The organism is Algoriphagus namhaensis (assembly GCF_042649705.1).
Lineage (GTDB): Bacteria > Bacteroidota > Bacteroidia > Cytophagales > Cyclobacteriaceae > Algoriphagus > Algoriphagus namhaensis.
The window spans coordinates 324,757-340,388 of the sequence record NZ_JBHRZS010000003.1; the positions used below are offsets into that span (position 1 = coordinate 324,757).

Sequence of the window (15,632 nt, forward strand, 5' to 3'; positions counted from 1 at the left end):
ATTCATAATCGTCGAGATATTTTACAGTCACTTCACTACAGTGGCACACCGATAAATTTGGCTTTGTTGTTTGGACGAAATACAAACATGATGTAAGCCCAATTTTGAATTTCTTTTAGCGGGTCATTATTCTGGAAATGCGCAAATGTGTCCGAAGTAAAAAACTGACTGTACCCAACCTGAATGGAAACTGACTCGCTAACTACTTTAGCTATAGTAAAGTCCAATTCTGATCCGAATCCCTTGCTTAATTCATCTCCTGAAGTTCCCTCGCTTAGTAATTCTGCTGCGCTTGAGAAATGGTGGTAATCTCCCTGGATCCAGAAGGTGGAATTGAAATCATAACGACTTCTTAGAAAAAGGTCATTCAAACCTACTGTGTTGAAATGATTATTACCTACATAAAAAAGGTCCATGAGTCCATTGACTGCATGGTTGGTTCCGTAAAGAGGGCTGAAGGAATTATTTTTTTCTAATTCATTACTCGCAGTTCCGCTCAGCGACTCGAATCCTGCGGTAATTCTATACTTGGAGCCTCGTTCGTCATTCTGGGCAATCTCTTGAGTCACTAGCAAGGAAAAGTTAGTGGCACTGACAGATTTTCCCGCTACATCATTTCCAAATTGATAATAAAACTGTCCAGTAAGCATGGTTTTATTTAAGGGTAGCCGAAGTGTTGGGATCGCCAATGTGGACATGTATCGGATTCCTTCATTTAAGATAGTGCCAGCGTCATCCTTTTCTATAAACTGCCTCCCGTCATTCCAAAAGAGGAAGGAGTAAGAAAGCCTTCCTACTTTATTTTGGAAACTCACCATTTGGGCTGCTTTATAATTATTTGGAATAGTGTATGTATTCCCGGTTATTTTAAATCCATCTTGATTGAATCCAGCCCCAAAATGAAGTTTTGAATCCCCTTTTTCATACTTCATCAGAATAAAATCATGAGATCTGGCTTGGAGTGCCCAATCTAGATTTCCCAAAAAACGTGCATTGTCATAGTTGAGCTCCTGTCTACCAAGTTTTAACTTCCAGTTTTCTCCAAAACTCACTTCCCCCCACGCTTCATGCACAGATAAGAAATCATCTGACACGTTGGCGGAAGGTGTGCTTCCCCAAGTGCGAACATCTTGGATGCTCATGAAAAAATTTAACCGATCGATTTTATAACTAGCCTCCAATCGTGCCCTATGTGCGATAAATCCTGCAGGATCCGAATTCTCATTGATTAATTTGCCGTAACCATTTCTAAATTCACTTCGAACCAGCATTTGCCCATTAAGTGAGAATTGGGCCCATGATTCTGAGCTTAGCAAGAGAACAATTCCTGTCGCAAAAATGTACTTCGCTTTTCTAATAAATGGTCTTATGAAGTCTCTGGCAGAATTCATGTTGAAGGTCATATTCTGGCTGAGTTATAAATGATTTTTCCAAATTGGAAGAAGGTATCTCAAAGGATGGATTGTATATAACAAAAAGAGGACGCCTGCTCGGAAAACCATGCCGTCGTCCTCATCCTGCCGGCCTTTAGACAGCTATCTGGAATTATTTTTTATAAACCACTTTACCAGCTACTACTGTCATCATTACTTGAGTAGTCAGGATTTCCTGCTCTGGTACCTCCATGATGTCTTTGTCAAAAATGGTGAAATCAGCTGCTTTACCTACCTCAATGGAGCCTTTGAAATCTTCTTCGAACTCGGCATAGGACCCGTCTAAGGTATACGATTTTAAGGCTTCAGCTCGTGTCATTTTCTGATCTGCTTCATAGCCTTCTTCTGGAAGACCCTCCAGTGTTTTACGAGTCACTGAGGCATAAAATGACGGTAATGGATCTACCGGCTCCACTGGAGCATCTGTGCCATTGGCTATTACAGCACCTGACTTCATGAGCTTTTGCCAAACGTAGGCTCCATCAATAATTCTTTTCTCTCCCAAACGATCTATAGCCCATGGTCTATCGGAACTTAAGTGAATAGCTTGCATGGCTGCAATCACACCAAGTTGCCCAAATCTGGGGATATCATCTGGATGAATATGCTGCGCATGCTCAATTCGAAAACGATGATCAGTAGCGCCTGGATTTTTTGTGAAAGCAGCTTCATATCTATCCAGGATTTCTTGATTCGCTCGATCACCAATGGCGTGTGAGCAAACTTGGAATCCTAGGGGTAAAGCTTTTTCTGACACTTCAGTCACCACTTCCATCGGTAAAGTCTCATGTCCTCTGTGTCCTGGGCGATCGTAATAATCTTCCAATAGCCAAGCCCCTCTAGGGCCTAAAGCTCCATCACAATTAAGCTTGATCGAACGAACCGTGAGCATATGATCAGTAGAATCGATCATGGGTCCTCTTTTATACCATTCTTCCAAAAGCTCTGGCTGGCGGCCAGTTAACATAATGTATTGACGGACCGTGAGTTTACCCTCATCCTTAAATTTTTGTACTAAGTCAATTACATCTTGACCCGAGCCAGCGTCATGAAAAGAGGTAATTCCTTTTTCTACTAATTCCTGAAGGGCTAAGGTCAAAGCTTCCTCCGCTCTTTCAGGAGTTTCGGCGGGTACTAATCTAGCAACCAATCCAGAAGCTCGTTCCGTCAATACACCCGTCGGGTTTCCAAAATCATCTACGATTATTTCTCCACCTTCCACTTCTCCTGGACGTTCACCTGTCAGGTTGGTAATTCCGGCCATTTCCAGTGCTTTATCATTTGCAAAGGAAGCGTGACCAGAAGCATGACGAAGAAAAACCGGATTGTCCTTCGATACTTCGTTTAGTTTATCATTGGTTTGAAAACCCTTGACCATGTTGTCTGGCTTTTCTATCCATTTATCTTGATGCCAACCACGGCCAGTGATCCAGTCTCCAGGCTTTGCTTTTGCGACAGCTTCACCTACTTTCTCAACCAACTCGTCGTAAGTTTTCACATACATCAAATCCAGTTCTAGCTTATTGTATCCTATACCCATCAAGTGAGCGTGAGATTCAATAAGCCCGGGTGTCATTGTTTTACCCTGTAGATCGATGACTTCGGTGTTGTCGCCAGTATGTGCTAGCATTTCTTCGGTAGTTCCTACTCCTAGGATCAGTCCATCTTTGACAGCGACTGCCTCGGTTTTGGGATTGTTTTCATCGACCGTGTAGATGATGCCATTGGTAAAAATCAGGTCAGCTTCTTCGGCTTTCTGTGTACTGCAACTCGCCCAAATCAAGGCAAAAAGAGCAATTAAATAGATTTTTCTCATAGTGTTATTTTGTGAAAGAAAGGAAATTACCTCCTTTTATCCTTAACACAAAATATTCACCCTTACTGAATGTAGAATTTCCTAGATTCTAGGAATTCGTCATCTACAGAAACTTGTAAAATATACAATCCAGGAGTCCACGGCATTCCTTGAATCTGTAACTCTTGATTGGCAAGGATCTCGATATCATCTAAAAGGACTTGGCCCATCGCCGTGACAATTCTGCCTTTGGCTGATCGATTACTCAGAATTTTTATTGGGCCTGTACTCGGGTTAGGAAAAATTTTCAATAAATATTCACCTTCTCCAGGGCTATTTGTATTGCTGCCTGTGAGGTAAATTAGGCCACCTCCGCTCGATCCGAGCAGAAGGTCAGGAGCCTCACTAAAAAGTGGAGGGATGACTGTTAATGCATTGATTCTACCCAGACGAGTCGGGAAAAGTTGATTTCCGATTTCAATCTGAATTTCCTCCCGTAGCTCGGATTCCATAAAGTTGGGAATGTGAATGACCCTGCCTAGCTGGTCACTTGTGTAGAGATCTGGATTTTCTTTTTGCCATACGGCCACAAAAAGATTTCGATTGGCAGGGTTGTCTCGGAAATTCAAGAAATCTTCTTCCAGTAGCGTTGACGATTGGGTGGCAAAATCAATGGAATAAAGACTCAAGCTGCCATTTCTTGCTGCCACCAGCATGTAATCCTGAGCTGAATACTCAAAAAACTGAAGGTAATCTCCGCGACTTGGAGAGTATCCTGAAAGATCAAAGTCCATATAGTTTCCCTGATCAAATCTGAATAGCTGCTGAGTCGGAATACTATTTTCATATCTGATCCCGCTGACGATTTGATGATTGATTCCTTGTTGGTCTACAAATTCCAGATATTGAGCATCGAGTAATCTAAGATTGGAAAGGCTAGGTTCTACATTCTCCTTCACAGTCAATATGCCGTTGGATAAGCTGAGCGAAGCCAGTTCCGACTGAGTACCGGATGCGGTTGTCGTGTTGTAGCTCAGCCAGAGATTTCCTGAAGATTTATTTCCCCGAAAAAAAGGGCGGGTATTTTCTCCCAAATCAAAATTCTGATCTTGTAAAACCGGAGTTGCCTCAGCTGCTGATCCATCAAGTCGCACGATGGACTCTGCAAAATCAATCGTAAAATTGAAGGAGGATTCATTGGTATTTAGGCTAATTATCAAATCATCACCAATTAGTCGGCCTACATGAAATCGTTGGAAAGCTGGAAGAGACCCATAGCCTGGGAGTTCGGTCTGGAACTCGTCAAACACTGGTGAGACTTCCGTACCCTTATTTGGTAAAAAGTAGAGAATATCGCATTCATCGCGTCCAAGGAGCAAGTCGCTCAAGCCATCTCCATCAAAGTCCTCATACAAAATGGAATGTCCACCTGCATGTAAGATTCGAGCATTTGGGTCTGAAAGGCTATTTTGACTAATCGGGAGTCCTTCACAGGTTGCTCCAAAACTGAATTCTGCACAAGCGCAAAACACAAATTCACCCCAGAAAGAAACAGGAAATTTAAACCCGTCAATATCGGCAACTCCTTTGCGCTCGATGCTGGTGTTTTTATAAAACTCCAAAAAGTCCCCTGAGGCAAAATTGAAAATAATCAAGTCCAGATCACCATCCGAATCCAGATCTTGGAGCAGAGGAGTGTCTAAATTATTCGCCTGGATATTTGGTCCGGTATCTAATCGAAGTACAGGGCTGGCAATCTCGAAAGATGGATTGTTGCCGACGCTCGTGTTTTTGTAAACCTTAATTCCCAATGCAGTGGAAGTAAAAAGATCGCCTTTGCCGTCTCCGTCAAAGTCCTTAATGACTAAGAATCCATTAATATCTTCGGGAAAAGCATAGCTTAGCTCAGGTAAATGTGTGAATTGGTCGCCATCCTTTGCGAAAACTTGGAGCTGTCTAGAATTGATATCCCAAATCACCCATTCTTCTACACCATCGCCCGTCAGGTCTAGAGTTTGAATTTGTGCCGAATTGACCCCTCCTGAAAATGGGCTATTGACTTTTTGGTCATCCTGCCAAACCTCAACATTTGTCTGTAAAGAATACCGCTCTTGCCCCCATGCGAGGGAGCTAGCAAAAAAACAGAGACATAAAAGTATTCTTGGAATCAAAATTTTGGACAGCTTGTAAAATTATTACGGCCTTCGGAACTCAAAGATGTCTATCATTCCTTTATTTTGATACAAATATCCGTCAAACTATGAACGTTTCCATTTTATACCAGCTCTTTTTGAAAAGTACTGGAGTAAGTACTGATACGAGAAAGATCGAAAAAGGTAATCTCTTTTTTGCCCTGAAGGGCCCGAACTTCAACGCAAATGAGTTTGCCGCAAAAGCTCTGGAGATGGGTGCTTCAACTGTGGTGATTGATGATCCAGCATATTTTATAGAAGACGATGAGCGGTATTTTATCGCAGAGGATGCCTTGGAAATGCTTCAAAAGCTTGCCAATCATCATAGACATCAGCTGAGTATTCCCATTATCGGTTTGACTGGATCAAATGGAAAGACCACGTCGAAAGAGCTTTTGCACGCAGTGCTCAAAAAGAAATTTAAGACTGCGGCCACAAAAGGAAATCTCAATAATCACATCGGAGTACCACTTACCTTGCTTGAAATTAAACCTGAGCATGAAATTGCCATTGTGGAGATGGGTGCCAATAAGCAGGGGGATATTCAAGAACTTTGCGAGATCGCCGAACCTACCCATGGGTTTATTACCAATATCGGCAAGGCTCATCTCGAAGGAATGGGCGGGCCGGAAGGAGTATTGAAAACCAAAACGGAGCTGTATCAACATCTCCGTGCGAATAAGGGGAAAGTCTTTATCAACTCTAAAGACCCCATTTTGAGTAATATGATCAAGCGATTTGAGAATCCGGTTTTATATCCAGCCAAAGGAGATTTTTGCGAAGTGGAATTTCATGGAGCAAATCCATTTGTGAAGTTTTCAGTGGAGGGAGTACCTGGGGAGCATTTAACCTCGCTGATTGGGACTTATAATTTTGGGAATATTGCCAATGCTTTAACTGTTGGAAAGTTTTTTGGTGTCCCATTGAAAGATGCTGTGGAGGGAGTAGTCGGCTACAAACCTGAGAATATGCGCTCTCAATTAATCGAGAAACGCAGCAATTTGATCATTCTGGACGCTTATAATGCCAATCCTTCTTCAATGGAGGGTGCCATTCGCACCTTTGGTAAGATGAGTGGAAAAAAACACAAAATGATCATCTTGGGCGATATGTTTGAGATGGGAGACTATGCCGAAGAGGAGCATAGAAAGTTGGGTGAAATTGTCAGCGAATACGAGATTGACAAGGTTTGCTTTACAGGAAAGCTGATTGTTTCTGCACTTGAAAAGGCTCCCAAGGCCTTATATTTTCCAGATCCTTTTTCACTTAGGAATTGGCTGGAGGACAGCAAGCTTGAAGACTATCTGATTTTGATCAAAGGAAGCCGAGGGATGAAATTGGAGGGTTTGGTGGATTTTATTTAAACTTCAAAAAGCAAAACCAGTTAATTTCTTGAGCCATACCATTTATTCTAATCACAAAAACCCATTCAAATGAGACCTTATTTCAAGTTTCTGTCTGCCTTAGCCGAAAATAATCATCGAGACTGGATGCTGGCCAATAAAAAGTGGTATGACGAAACGAGAAGTGAGTTTATGGAGGATGTGGATTACCTAATTAAGGGGCTGGGTGAGTTTTTACCTGGGATGGACTCCTTTAAAGCCAAGGACTGTGTGTTTCGAATCAATCGAGATGTGCGTTTCTCAGCTAATAAAGATCCTTATAAAACGAACTTTTCGGCATATTTCTCACCCAAGGGTAAGAAGTCAGTAGGTCCCGGGTTTTACTTGAGCATCAAGCCCGGCCAATCCATGCTGGGTGGAGGAATCTGGATGCCAGAGGCTGATACTCTCAAAAAAATCCGTAGAGAAATAGACTATTCAGGAGATCGCCTGAAAGAAATAGAGGAGCACCCTGACTTCAAAAATACTTTTGGTCAAATTGATGGGGAGCGCCTAAAAACTTCTCCGAGAGACTACGATCAAGATCATCCGCACATTGATTATCTGCGGCTGAAAAGCTTTACCGCTTTTGCAGCGCTTCAGGATGCCCAAGTGAATTCTGGTGCCTACTTAAATATAGCCTTGGATTCATTTCGTAAAATGATGCCCTTTAATGAGTTTTTGGAGCAAGCGATTGAGGATGTCGAGGATGGCTCGGGTATTCTTTAAGGTTTTCTAGTTAGTTTTTCCAGTACTATCGCTACTCCATCCTCTTTATTGGTAGCAGTGATTTCATTCGCGACAGCTTTTACTTCTGGTTTGGCATTCTCCACCGCCACGCCCCAGCCTACTTGCTGAAGTAGGTCCATGTCATTATAATTATCACCAAAGGCGATGACGGCATCCATCCCAAAATTATATTCATTTTCGAGGATTTTCTTCAGACCTGTGGCTTTTGAAATACTTTTGGGTGCAATTTCGAGATAGGTTGGACTCGATCGATATAAATGCAAATCGGCGGAATGTTCGAGATGTAATTCACCAAAAAGCCAATTCAGCTCATTACTATCACCCATGCACATGACTTTATGGGCGCCGGAATTGCCCCGGGACCAAAGGTTTAAAACATCAATTCCTCTCATCCAAGTACATTCCACCTTCGTATTTCTGATTTCACGCTGTGACCAATAGTCGTCCTTTTCTTCATACCAATTTTCTCCTTGATATAGGCTGATATGAATTTCCGTATTTTTGGCGAGGTCAAGGATTTTTGATACCAAGGCCAAAGGGATACTTGAGTCTTCTAAAATAGCTCCCGCAGAACTCAAGACGTATCCGCCATTGTAGGCGACTAATGGCTGGGGATGCTTCCCAAGATCACGAACCAAATGTCGCATAGCTTCTGGCATTCTAGAACTAGCTAGGATAATGGGGAAGTCTGTAGGAAAAGCACTCACTGATTCAATCAGCCTCGGGGAAAGATCCCGAAGAGAGTTTAAAAGTGTTCCATCAATGTCAGAACAAATTGCCTTGTACTTCATCAATCAATCTGTGACCAATCAATCTCGTCTGCAAAGTTTGCGAACACACCAAATCCAATGATAGAGATAATGATGACAGCAATGGCAAAACCGATCAACTTGACGATTAACTCAGATTTTGCCCAATTCGCTTTACTCTGCTCTGTGTTCGAATCAACGGCCCAAACGATCAACATTATAAATCCAATGAGTGGGATTTTGGTTACCAAAACTGAAATAATCCAGTCTCCTAGCGTCAATGGTCTTTTTTGAAATTCTGGTGGTAAGTTCATAGTTATTGTGTTTTGAAATCTTCTATTTGGAAAGTGTGTTCTTGCATGGCAATGTTTTCCGAATTCATAGGATCGATCTGGATAAATTGTACTGTGATAATGTCGTAATCTGCGCTTTTCTCGAAGTCACGAATGTAGAGTTCCGCACATTTTCTAGCTAAAACTTCAGGCTGATTCCCCAGAAGTACTGGATCTCCATTTTCTAATTTTAGGAAAATGGTAGACTCTGTGAGCCCCTCAGATTTATTTTGGCTCAGATTTACGCTCACATTTTGAAATTCTCCGAGTTGACGGATTTCTTCAGAAGGTATAAATCCCTCACCCAGCATAGATTCCATTCCAGAAACTGCAAATCTGGCGATGTCTTCTGGTTCACAAGAGCAAGAAATTAAGGCAGCGGAAAGCAAAACTGCCAGAAAGCAGCTGTAAAGAGTCTTCATAAGCACTAGAGGGGTTGTAATCTCTAAAGTACTAAAAATAATCAGCTCCCTATTTTTTCTACCGTAAGAATTACTTCACGCTTATTTCCGTCAATCTTGGCAGTAGTGGAGGGATAAGGAAGAACATCTACTAAAATAAATTTGAAAGATTCAAAATCGATTGTTGCAGGAACTCCATTCACAGTTGAATTGGAGCTGAGTTCAATCTCAGATTTTTTTCCATTCACTTTCAGCTCTAGTTTTACGTGTACGAAACCCGCCCAAATACAGGTTACATCACTCGGACATCTTGATTCGTTCAATGCTTCTAAGAAAGTCACCGAGACATCTTCAGAGCACAAGTTTGTAGTCTGATTAATTCGAGTCGGAAATGCAGTGCCTAGTTCCGAATCTAGACAATTTGGGCTATCGTTCTCAGCACAAGAGATAAGTGGGAGCAGAAAAAATATAAGAAAAAACTTTTTCATGAGTGCTATGGTAGTGGGGGAAGCATACGAATAAACGAAATAGAGTTTTTTCGGTTGTGACCAGGGCAACAAAAAAAGCTCCCTCGAAAACGGGGAGCTTTTGGTGGACCCCGAAAGCATTCGGGGCTGAGTCGAACCGGTGGCCTTCCCGACCTTCGTCGGGACGCTCTAGGCCAGCCTTGGTGGAGAATACCGGAGTCGAACCGGTGACCTCTACACTGCCAGTGTAGCGCTCTAGCCAGCTGAGCTAATCCCCCATTTTTATCAATAACACTCAACATACTTGAGTGATTTAATTTTTCAGGCGATCTAAGTGACCTTCCCGAATTGGTTTGCAAATATAGAAAGCCCTTTCGGCTGCGCAAAGGGTTTTTTACTCAGAAGAATAATTAATTCTAGTCAGAATACTTCGACCCAAGGTCACTTCATCTGTGTACTCGAGTTCGCCTCCAACTGGGATTCCTCTTGCTATAGTACTTACTTTGACGTTTTTGTCCTTCAGTCGCTTGCCGAGGTAAAAAGAAGTGGTATCTCCTTCCATGGTAGCGCTTAGTGCTAAAATTACCTCAGAAATTGGAGAATCTTCTCGGCTCTGGTCGATACGTGTGATAAGACTTTCGATTTTTAGTTCTTCAGGCCCTATTCCTTGAAGTGGAGAAATTACCCCGCCAAGAACATGGTATTTACCTTGGTACTGACTGGTATTTTCAATGGCAAGAACATCTCGAATATCCTCTACCACGCAGATTAAGCTTCCATCCCGTTTATTACTTTGACAAATGGAGCAAAGTTCTTGGTCAGAGATATTGTGACAGCATGAACAGTACTGTACTTCGTTGCGCATGGTGGTCAAGGCTAGTGCCAAGGCCTCAGTATGCACTGGGTTTTGCTTTAAAAGATGTAAAGCCAGACGCAGAGCTGTTTTTTTTCCGATTCCCGGTAGTCGAGAAATTTCGGTAACTGCGTCTTCTATAAGCTTGGAGGGGATGTTCACGTAGAGGGTTGACTTATAGGATTGTAGCTTGAATGCCGGCATCCAAAATCGCCTCACATTTTGGCTTGAGCTCTTTGAATGAGCCTTTTTTTACTGCGCATTTGCCTTTGTAATGGATGATCAATGTGCACTGCTCGGCCTGTTCGACGGAGTGTTCACAAACTTTGATCAAAATGTTAGTCACATGATCAAAGGTATTTACATCATCATTGAAGACCACCAATGCGGAATCTTCCAAATCCAACTCCTCTTCCAAAAGGACCTCGGATTCTTCAATATTTGGAATCTGGGAACTTATAAACATCATTTTGCAAATTTAGGAATAATGAACAATTTAGCAGCTAATTCCTCACCCGATTTATGAATCCACAGGTAGTATTAGCAGTAATTGGCGCATATTTTTTTCTCCTTTTTCTGATTTCATGGTTTACTTCTCGGAATGTGTCATCAGACACCTTCTTTACTGGAGATCGTCAGTCGCCTTGGTTTCTTGTGGCATTTGGTATGATTGGAGCTTCGCTTTCAGGGGTTACATTCATCTCTGTTCCGGGCGAAGTGGGTAATACAAACTTCTACTACTTCCAAGTGGTTTTGGGTTATACTTTGGGATACTTCACTATCGCTAAGGTCTTACTCCCACTTTATTACAGGTTGAACCTAGTTTCGATTTACTCCTACTTGGAGGATCGATTTGGCTTTTGGTCTTACAAGACCGGGGCTTTCTTTTTTATCCTTTCCAGAACCTTGGGATCTTCACTCAGGGTTTTTCTTGTAGCCAGTGTTTTGCAAATTATTCTCTTTGATGCATTGGGTATTCCCTTTTGGGTTTCTGTCTTGATTACGGTTGGTTTGATTTGGATTTACACCCATAGAGGAGGTATCAAAACGGTAGTATGGACGGATACTTTACAGACCTTTTTTATGCTTCTTGCAGTTGTTGTAAGTATTCTTTTGATTGGCAGTGAACTGAGTTTTGATGGGGTAAAAGATTACTTTTCCTCGGTTTCTGATGACCCTCGATCCAAAATATTCGATTGGGACTGGAAGTCTGGAACCAATTTTTTCAAGCAATTTATATCAGGAGCTTTTATCACCATAGTGATGACGGGGCTGGACCAAGATATGATGCAGAAAAATCTTACCTGTAAAAATATAGGTGAAGCTCAAAAGAATATGTTTTGGTTCACGACTATTCTGGTAATCGTAAACCTACTTTTCCTTGCTTTGGGCGTGATGCTTTATCTGTTTGCAGAGGCGAAAGGAATTCAGCTACCAGAAAAGAGCGACGAGTTATTTCCACTTCTTGCAACAGAATATTTTACGCCTTTTGCCGGAATTATCTTTGTCTTAGGTATCACAGCTGCGGCTTATTCCAGCGCAGATTCTACCCTCACAGCTTTGACCACAAGCTTTTGCATTGACTTTTTGGAGCTCGAGAAAAAGTACCCTAAAGAACAGCAAGTCAAAGTGCGCAAGCAGGTTCACATTGCTTTTACGCTGGTTATGTTTCTAGTGATCTTGCTTTTTAGATGGATCAATGATCAGAGCGTTATCAATTCGGTCTTTATCATTGCAGGGTATACCTATGGGCCGCTTTTGGGCTTGTATGCCTTCGGACTTTTCACCAAGTGGCAGGTTCAAGACAAAGTCATTCCGTATCTAGCTGTCGCTGCTCCTTTATTGGCTTTTTTGATTTCTGAAAATAGCGAAACCCTATTCTGGGGATATAAATTCGGCTTCGAAGTTCTGATTCTGAACGGACTCCTGATGTTTGTGGGAATGATGATTTTCCGTAAAAAGTAAGTCAGATTAGCAATTCCTTATCTGGATCCCAGAAACACTTTTCAAAGTCTTGTACTTTGTCTTTGACGATCTTGACTCCTTCTTTTTCTAATAATTCCTGCATAAGGGTTGGTGTGGCGAAGTGATGCTTACCAGTCAATAAGCCTGAAGCATTCACCACTCGATGTGCAGGGACGTCAGGTAGGGTATGCGCGGCATTCATGGCATAGCCCACCATTCGAGCCCCACTTTTCAGCCCTAGGTAATGGGCGATCGTGCCATAATTTGTGACTCGCCCAGGTGGGATTTCACGTACAACTTGATAGACCAAGTCAAAGTAATTAGGCTTTTCCTTTTTCGTCATTCCAATAAATTAAAGCCTGATTGATTTCCTGAGTGATGACAGTTTCTAGTTCTTGGTGCGCAGTAAGAAGAGGAAACTGAACTCTTACAAGGAAGCTATCCTTTTTTCTTTCTAACACAGAAAACACAAAGCCTTCTATTTCCACTTTGCTTCCATATTTTCTTAGGATTCCGGTAATTTTCTCCGGGATCTTTGAGATTGCCTCTTCTTCCTTGATGTCAAGCTCTGAAGTAAAGACGATCTGGTAGGTTTTTCCTTTAGAGTAGTTCACTACATCCAGATTTAGCGCTTGAATGTTAGGGATGGTTACCAGATTGTTAGAATTGTCCTTGATCACCAAGTTGATCAGGGTAATGTCCTGGACAAAGCCAAGATGATTGCCTATTTTGATCTTATCCCCGACGGCGATTTGATCTGAAAACATAATGATTAGCCCATTGATAATCCCAGTAATGTAATCCTTGGTCAAAATGGCAATAGCCGCCGCAACGATGGTAATACTGGTGAGAAACTCCAGTGGTTTGATTCCAAAGGCTAACATAAGCGTAATGAGAATCACGAATACATTAAGCAAAACGGATATTCGGTTGATTCCCAAAACAAAGTTGGGCTGGACGGCAGACTCAATTTTCCGGTTGAGGTAAAAACGCAACACAATAAACCGACCGAGTGCGATGAGGACAAAGCCAGTAAACAGGAAGATCAGAGCTTGAAAAAAATGGCCAAGAAACTCGTTGGTTTCAATCCATTTTTTCACCAAATCATTGCCTTGGTAGAGGTATTCAACAAGGATTAAAGCCAAAATCAAAAGAATAAAATTCCTTCGATTTTTATTCTCTTGGCTGAGGATATGGGATTTGAGTGTGTTCATCTAGGATTTAAAAATAAAGACTAATTTTAAGCTTTATTACAAATAACTATTCCAATGAGTAGAAATATTATAGTGACAGGAGCTGCCGGCAATTTGGGTTCGGCTGTGGTAGACAAGTTTAGTCGCGAAGGATATGAGGTGATCGCGGTGGTAGAGCCAGGCAAGAATCATCAAATCGAGGAGGTAGATTATCTCTATGAAGTGGACGTGACTTCAGCTAGTTCGGTAGAAGAGTTTACCAAGGAATACCAACTTCAGCATGGTGATTTGGACGCAATTGCGCTGCTAGTAGGAGGTTTTGCAATGGGAGGAATCGAGCAAACCACCCAAGAAGATTTTGAGAAAATGTTTACGCTCAATTTCTTTTCTTCATTTCATCTAGTCAAGCAGTTTCTGCCCATTTTCAAGGCCCAAGGATCCGGAACTTTTCTTTTTGTAGGTGCCCGTCCTGCTATGAATGCTGAAGATGGTGCAGGGGTTTTGGCTTATGCCATGAGCAAAAAACTTGTTTTTGCTCTCGCTGATATTGTTGCTGCAGAGGTGAAAGGAACCGAAATAGGCTCTCATGTTTTCGTCCCGAGCATTATTGATACACCTCAAAATCGAGAGGCTATGCCAGATTCTGACTTTGAAAAATGGGTGAAGCCAGAAGATATTGCTGATTCTATGCATTTTGCTGTGAATCATCCCGAATTGAAAAACATGACCTTCAAGCTTTTTGGTCAAGCATAAATCCAACATTATGAAAAAATCACTACTTCTCTTGGTCTTTTTTAGTAGCACTTTCCTTGTTTCGGCGCAGTCGGCTGATCAAGAGGTGAAGGCTGTTATTCAGACACTTTTTGACGGCATGCGTGCCAAAAATATTGAAATGATCTCATCAGCTTTTGATCCAGATGCGATGATGCAGACGGTGGTGTCTAATCCAGAGGGAAGCGAAACTCGGGGAAATAGTGTCTCAGATTTTTTGGATAGAATAGGACAGACGCCTGCCGACACACAACTGGATGAGCGAATTCTTGACTATCAGATCAAAGTAGATGGGACATTGGCTTCCGCTTGGACTCCTTATGAATTCTACGTCAATGAGACATTTAGCCACTGTGGAGTCAATTCATTTCAGCTTGTGAAAAAAAGCGAAGGTTGGAAAATCGTCTTCATCATAGATACTCGCCGAAAAGAAGGCTGTAAATAATCAGATGCTTTCGAAGAAAAATCTGTTTGATCAGATCCTTGCGCAGCTTGGAGACCGAATGACTTTGCTCCAAGAAGAAATCCAACGTCTTCAGGAGAGTAAGGCTGCGGACACAAAAAGTAGTGCAGGAGATAAATTTGAGACAGGCCGAGAAATGATCGGTCAAGAATTAGCCAAAGTAGAGGCAAGTTTGAATCAGGTCAAATCTCAAATACAAGCTTTGTCCTTTTTCGCTGAACTCAAGCCCAACAAGGAAGTTCGAGAAGGAAGTATGATCCAACTTGGTGAAAAATGGTTTCTACTCTCTGTAAGCCTAGGTGAAGTGAAGGTAGGAGAGGATAGGGTTTTTTTATTGAGCAAAGAATCTCCACTTGGACAAAGTCTGCTAGGTAAGAAAATTGGGGATTCGGTTCAGTTTATGGGTAAACCCCACCGAATCCTGCAAGTACTCTAGTTATTTTTTCGGAATCAAAGTCATTAATTCGCTAGCTCCATTTAGTAGGGTTAGCTTATCCTTGTCGACTTTCAAATTACTTACTTTTCCAAGGGCTGAAATAAAGTTTTGTTCCCCACTTCCAGGACAGGCTTTTCTAGTCATGGCTCCTGGGTCTAGGTTCAAGCTGGTCCCTTCTAGGGCAAAACTTCCATTGAAATTATTACATCCGCTGAAGCCAGTGAGTTTTCCTTCTTCAAGAAAATTTAAGGATGGAATGCCGGCAGCAAATTGGCTGAGGTCTAGGTTTTTCCCAAGTAATGATGCCAACTCCCAAGTATTCCCAGTCAAAAGACTGAGTGGATTAAGAGATTTTAAAGGGTTACAGCTAGAAAGTAGCACGAAGGCTACAAGGATAAAGGTGGATTTGAGTGCTCTCATTTTAGAATTAATTCAGTTATGTTTAAATAT

Annotated in this window: 18 protein-coding genes and 1 tRNA gene; 6 read left to right on the forward strand and 13 right to left on the reverse strand. The window is 41.9% G+C overall.

Annotated elements, in window-relative coordinates; translation table 11 throughout:
• Positions 1–35: 35 nt before the first annotated feature.
• From ACFOSV_RS03065 to ACFOSV_RS03075, 3 genes are all read right to left on the reverse strand, one after another.
• Entirely contained in the window at positions 36–1,403 is a 1,368-nt protein-coding gene (locus tag ACFOSV_RS03065; protein WP_377903279.1) for an alginate export family protein, read from the reverse strand.
• A gap of 142 nt (positions 1,404–1,545) precedes the next feature.
• Positions 1,546–3,249, reverse strand: a complete 1,704-nt coding sequence (locus ACFOSV_RS03070) for an amidohydrolase (protein ID WP_377903281.1) — start codon at positions 3,247–3,249, stop codon at positions 1,546–1,548.
• 62 nt (positions 3,250–3,311) lie between these two features.
• Complete coding sequence (locus tag ACFOSV_RS03075; RefSeq protein ID WP_377903283.1) at positions 3,312–5,399, reverse strand: T9SS type A sorting domain-containing protein; 2,088 nt, start codon at positions 5,397–5,399, stop codon at positions 3,312–3,314.
• 89 nt (positions 5,400–5,488) lie between these two features.
• Between ACFOSV_RS03075 and ACFOSV_RS03080 the strand changes: the two genes are divergently transcribed.
• Both ACFOSV_RS03080 and ACFOSV_RS03085 read left to right on the forward strand, forming a co-directional pair.
• The gene (locus ACFOSV_RS03080; protein ID WP_377903285.1) at positions 5,489–6,784 is read left to right on the forward strand and encodes a UDP-N-acetylmuramoyl-tripeptide--D-alanyl-D-alanine ligase; all 1,296 of its coding nucleotides are present in this window, start codon (positions 5,489–5,491) and stop codon (positions 6,782–6,784) included.
• Between the two features lie 69 nt (positions 6,785–6,853).
• Positions 6,854–7,531 carry a DUF2461 domain-containing protein gene (locus ACFOSV_RS03085; RefSeq protein ID WP_377903287.1) on the forward strand — a complete coding sequence of 226 codons (678 nt, stop codon included), beginning with the start codon at positions 6,854–6,856 and terminating at the stop codon, positions 7,529–7,531.
• Here ACFOSV_RS03085 and ACFOSV_RS03090 read toward each other — a convergent pair.
• From ACFOSV_RS03090 to ACFOSV_RS03120, 7 genes are all read right to left on the reverse strand, one after another.
• Positions 7,528–8,343, reverse strand: coding sequence for a Cof-type HAD-IIB family hydrolase (locus ACFOSV_RS03090; protein WP_377903289.1), 816 nt, complete (start codon positions 8,341–8,343; stop codon positions 7,528–7,530). The two genes, ACFOSV_RS03085 and ACFOSV_RS03090, sit on opposite strands and share 4 nt — an antisense overlap.
• Positions 8,343–8,615, reverse strand: a complete 273-nt coding sequence (locus ACFOSV_RS03095; protein ID WP_377903291.1) for a hypothetical protein — start codon at positions 8,613–8,615, stop codon at positions 8,343–8,345. The genes ACFOSV_RS03090 and ACFOSV_RS03095 overlap by 1 nt, the downstream gene beginning before the upstream one ends.
• Before the next feature lie 2 nt (positions 8,616–8,617).
• Positions 8,618–9,055, reverse strand: coding sequence for a hypothetical protein (locus ACFOSV_RS03100; RefSeq protein ID WP_377903293.1), 438 nt, complete (start codon positions 9,053–9,055; stop codon positions 8,618–8,620).
• Positions 9,056–9,096: 41 nt separating this feature from the next.
• The gene (locus ACFOSV_RS03105; RefSeq protein WP_377903295.1) at positions 9,097–9,522 is read right to left on the reverse strand and encodes a hypothetical protein; all 426 of its coding nucleotides are present in this window, start codon (positions 9,520–9,522) and stop codon (positions 9,097–9,099) included.
• Between the two features lie 180 nt (positions 9,523–9,702).
• Positions 9,703–9,779: transfer RNA gene (locus ACFOSV_RS03110), tRNA-Ala, on the reverse strand.
• Between the two features lie 116 nt (positions 9,780–9,895).
• Positions 9,896–10,516 carry a recombination mediator RecR gene (gene recR / locus ACFOSV_RS03115; protein WP_377903297.1) on the reverse strand — a complete coding sequence of 207 codons (621 nt, stop codon included), beginning with the start codon at positions 10,514–10,516 and terminating at the stop codon, positions 9,896–9,898.
• A gap of 13 nt (positions 10,517–10,529) precedes the next feature.
• Positions 10,530–10,820 (reverse strand): ATP-dependent Clp protease adaptor ClpS, encoded by a 291-nt coding sequence (locus ACFOSV_RS03120; RefSeq protein ID WP_377903497.1) that lies wholly within the window; start codon positions 10,818–10,820, stop codon positions 10,530–10,532.
• 56 nt (positions 10,821–10,876) lie between these two features.
• Here ACFOSV_RS03120 and ACFOSV_RS03125 point away from each other — a divergent pair, with 56 nt between their 5' ends.
• Complete coding sequence (locus ACFOSV_RS03125; protein ID WP_377903299.1) at positions 10,877–12,319, forward strand: sodium:solute symporter; 1,443 nt, start codon at positions 10,877–10,879, stop codon at positions 12,317–12,319.
• Between the two features lies 1 nt (position 12,320).
• Here ACFOSV_RS03125 and ACFOSV_RS03130 read toward each other — a convergent pair whose 3' ends face one another.
• Positions 12,321–12,662: an MGMT family protein gene (locus ACFOSV_RS03130; protein WP_377903301.1), complete on the reverse strand. Its 342-nt coding sequence runs from the start codon at positions 12,660–12,662 to the stop codon at positions 12,321–12,323.
• Positions 12,640–13,533 (reverse strand): mechanosensitive ion channel family protein, encoded by an 894-nt coding sequence (locus tag ACFOSV_RS03135; RefSeq protein WP_377903303.1) that lies wholly within the window; start codon positions 13,531–13,533, stop codon positions 12,640–12,642. Before ACFOSV_RS03135 ends, ACFOSV_RS03130 begins: the two co-directional genes overlap by 23 nt.
• Before the next feature lie 54 nt (positions 13,534–13,587).
• Between ACFOSV_RS03135 and ACFOSV_RS03140 the strand changes: the two genes are divergently transcribed.
• Genes ACFOSV_RS03140 through ACFOSV_RS03150 form a run of 3 tightly spaced genes read left to right on the forward strand, consistent with a single transcriptional unit; the run spans position 13,588 to position 15,182 of the window.
• Positions 13,588–14,265 (forward strand): SDR family NAD(P)-dependent oxidoreductase, encoded by a 678-nt coding sequence (locus ACFOSV_RS03140; protein WP_377903305.1) that lies wholly within the window; start codon positions 13,588–13,590, stop codon positions 14,263–14,265.
• Positions 14,266–14,275: 10 nt separating this feature from the next.
• On the forward strand, positions 14,276–14,728 hold the full coding sequence (locus ACFOSV_RS03145; protein ID WP_377903307.1) for a nuclear transport factor 2 family protein: 453 nt from the start codon (positions 14,276–14,278) through the stop codon (positions 14,726–14,728).
• Positions 14,729–14,732: 4 nt separating this feature from the next.
• Positions 14,733–15,182, forward strand: coding sequence for a hypothetical protein (locus ACFOSV_RS03150; RefSeq protein WP_377903309.1), 450 nt, complete (start codon positions 14,733–14,735; stop codon positions 15,180–15,182).
• On the opposite strand, the gene ACFOSV_RS03155 is transcribed toward ACFOSV_RS03150, so the two are convergent.
• On the reverse strand, positions 15,183–15,602 hold the full coding sequence (locus ACFOSV_RS03155; RefSeq protein WP_377903311.1) for an META domain-containing protein: 420 nt from the start codon (positions 15,600–15,602) through the stop codon (positions 15,183–15,185). It abuts the gene before it with no gap.
• Positions 15,603–15,632: the final 30 nt, after the last annotated feature.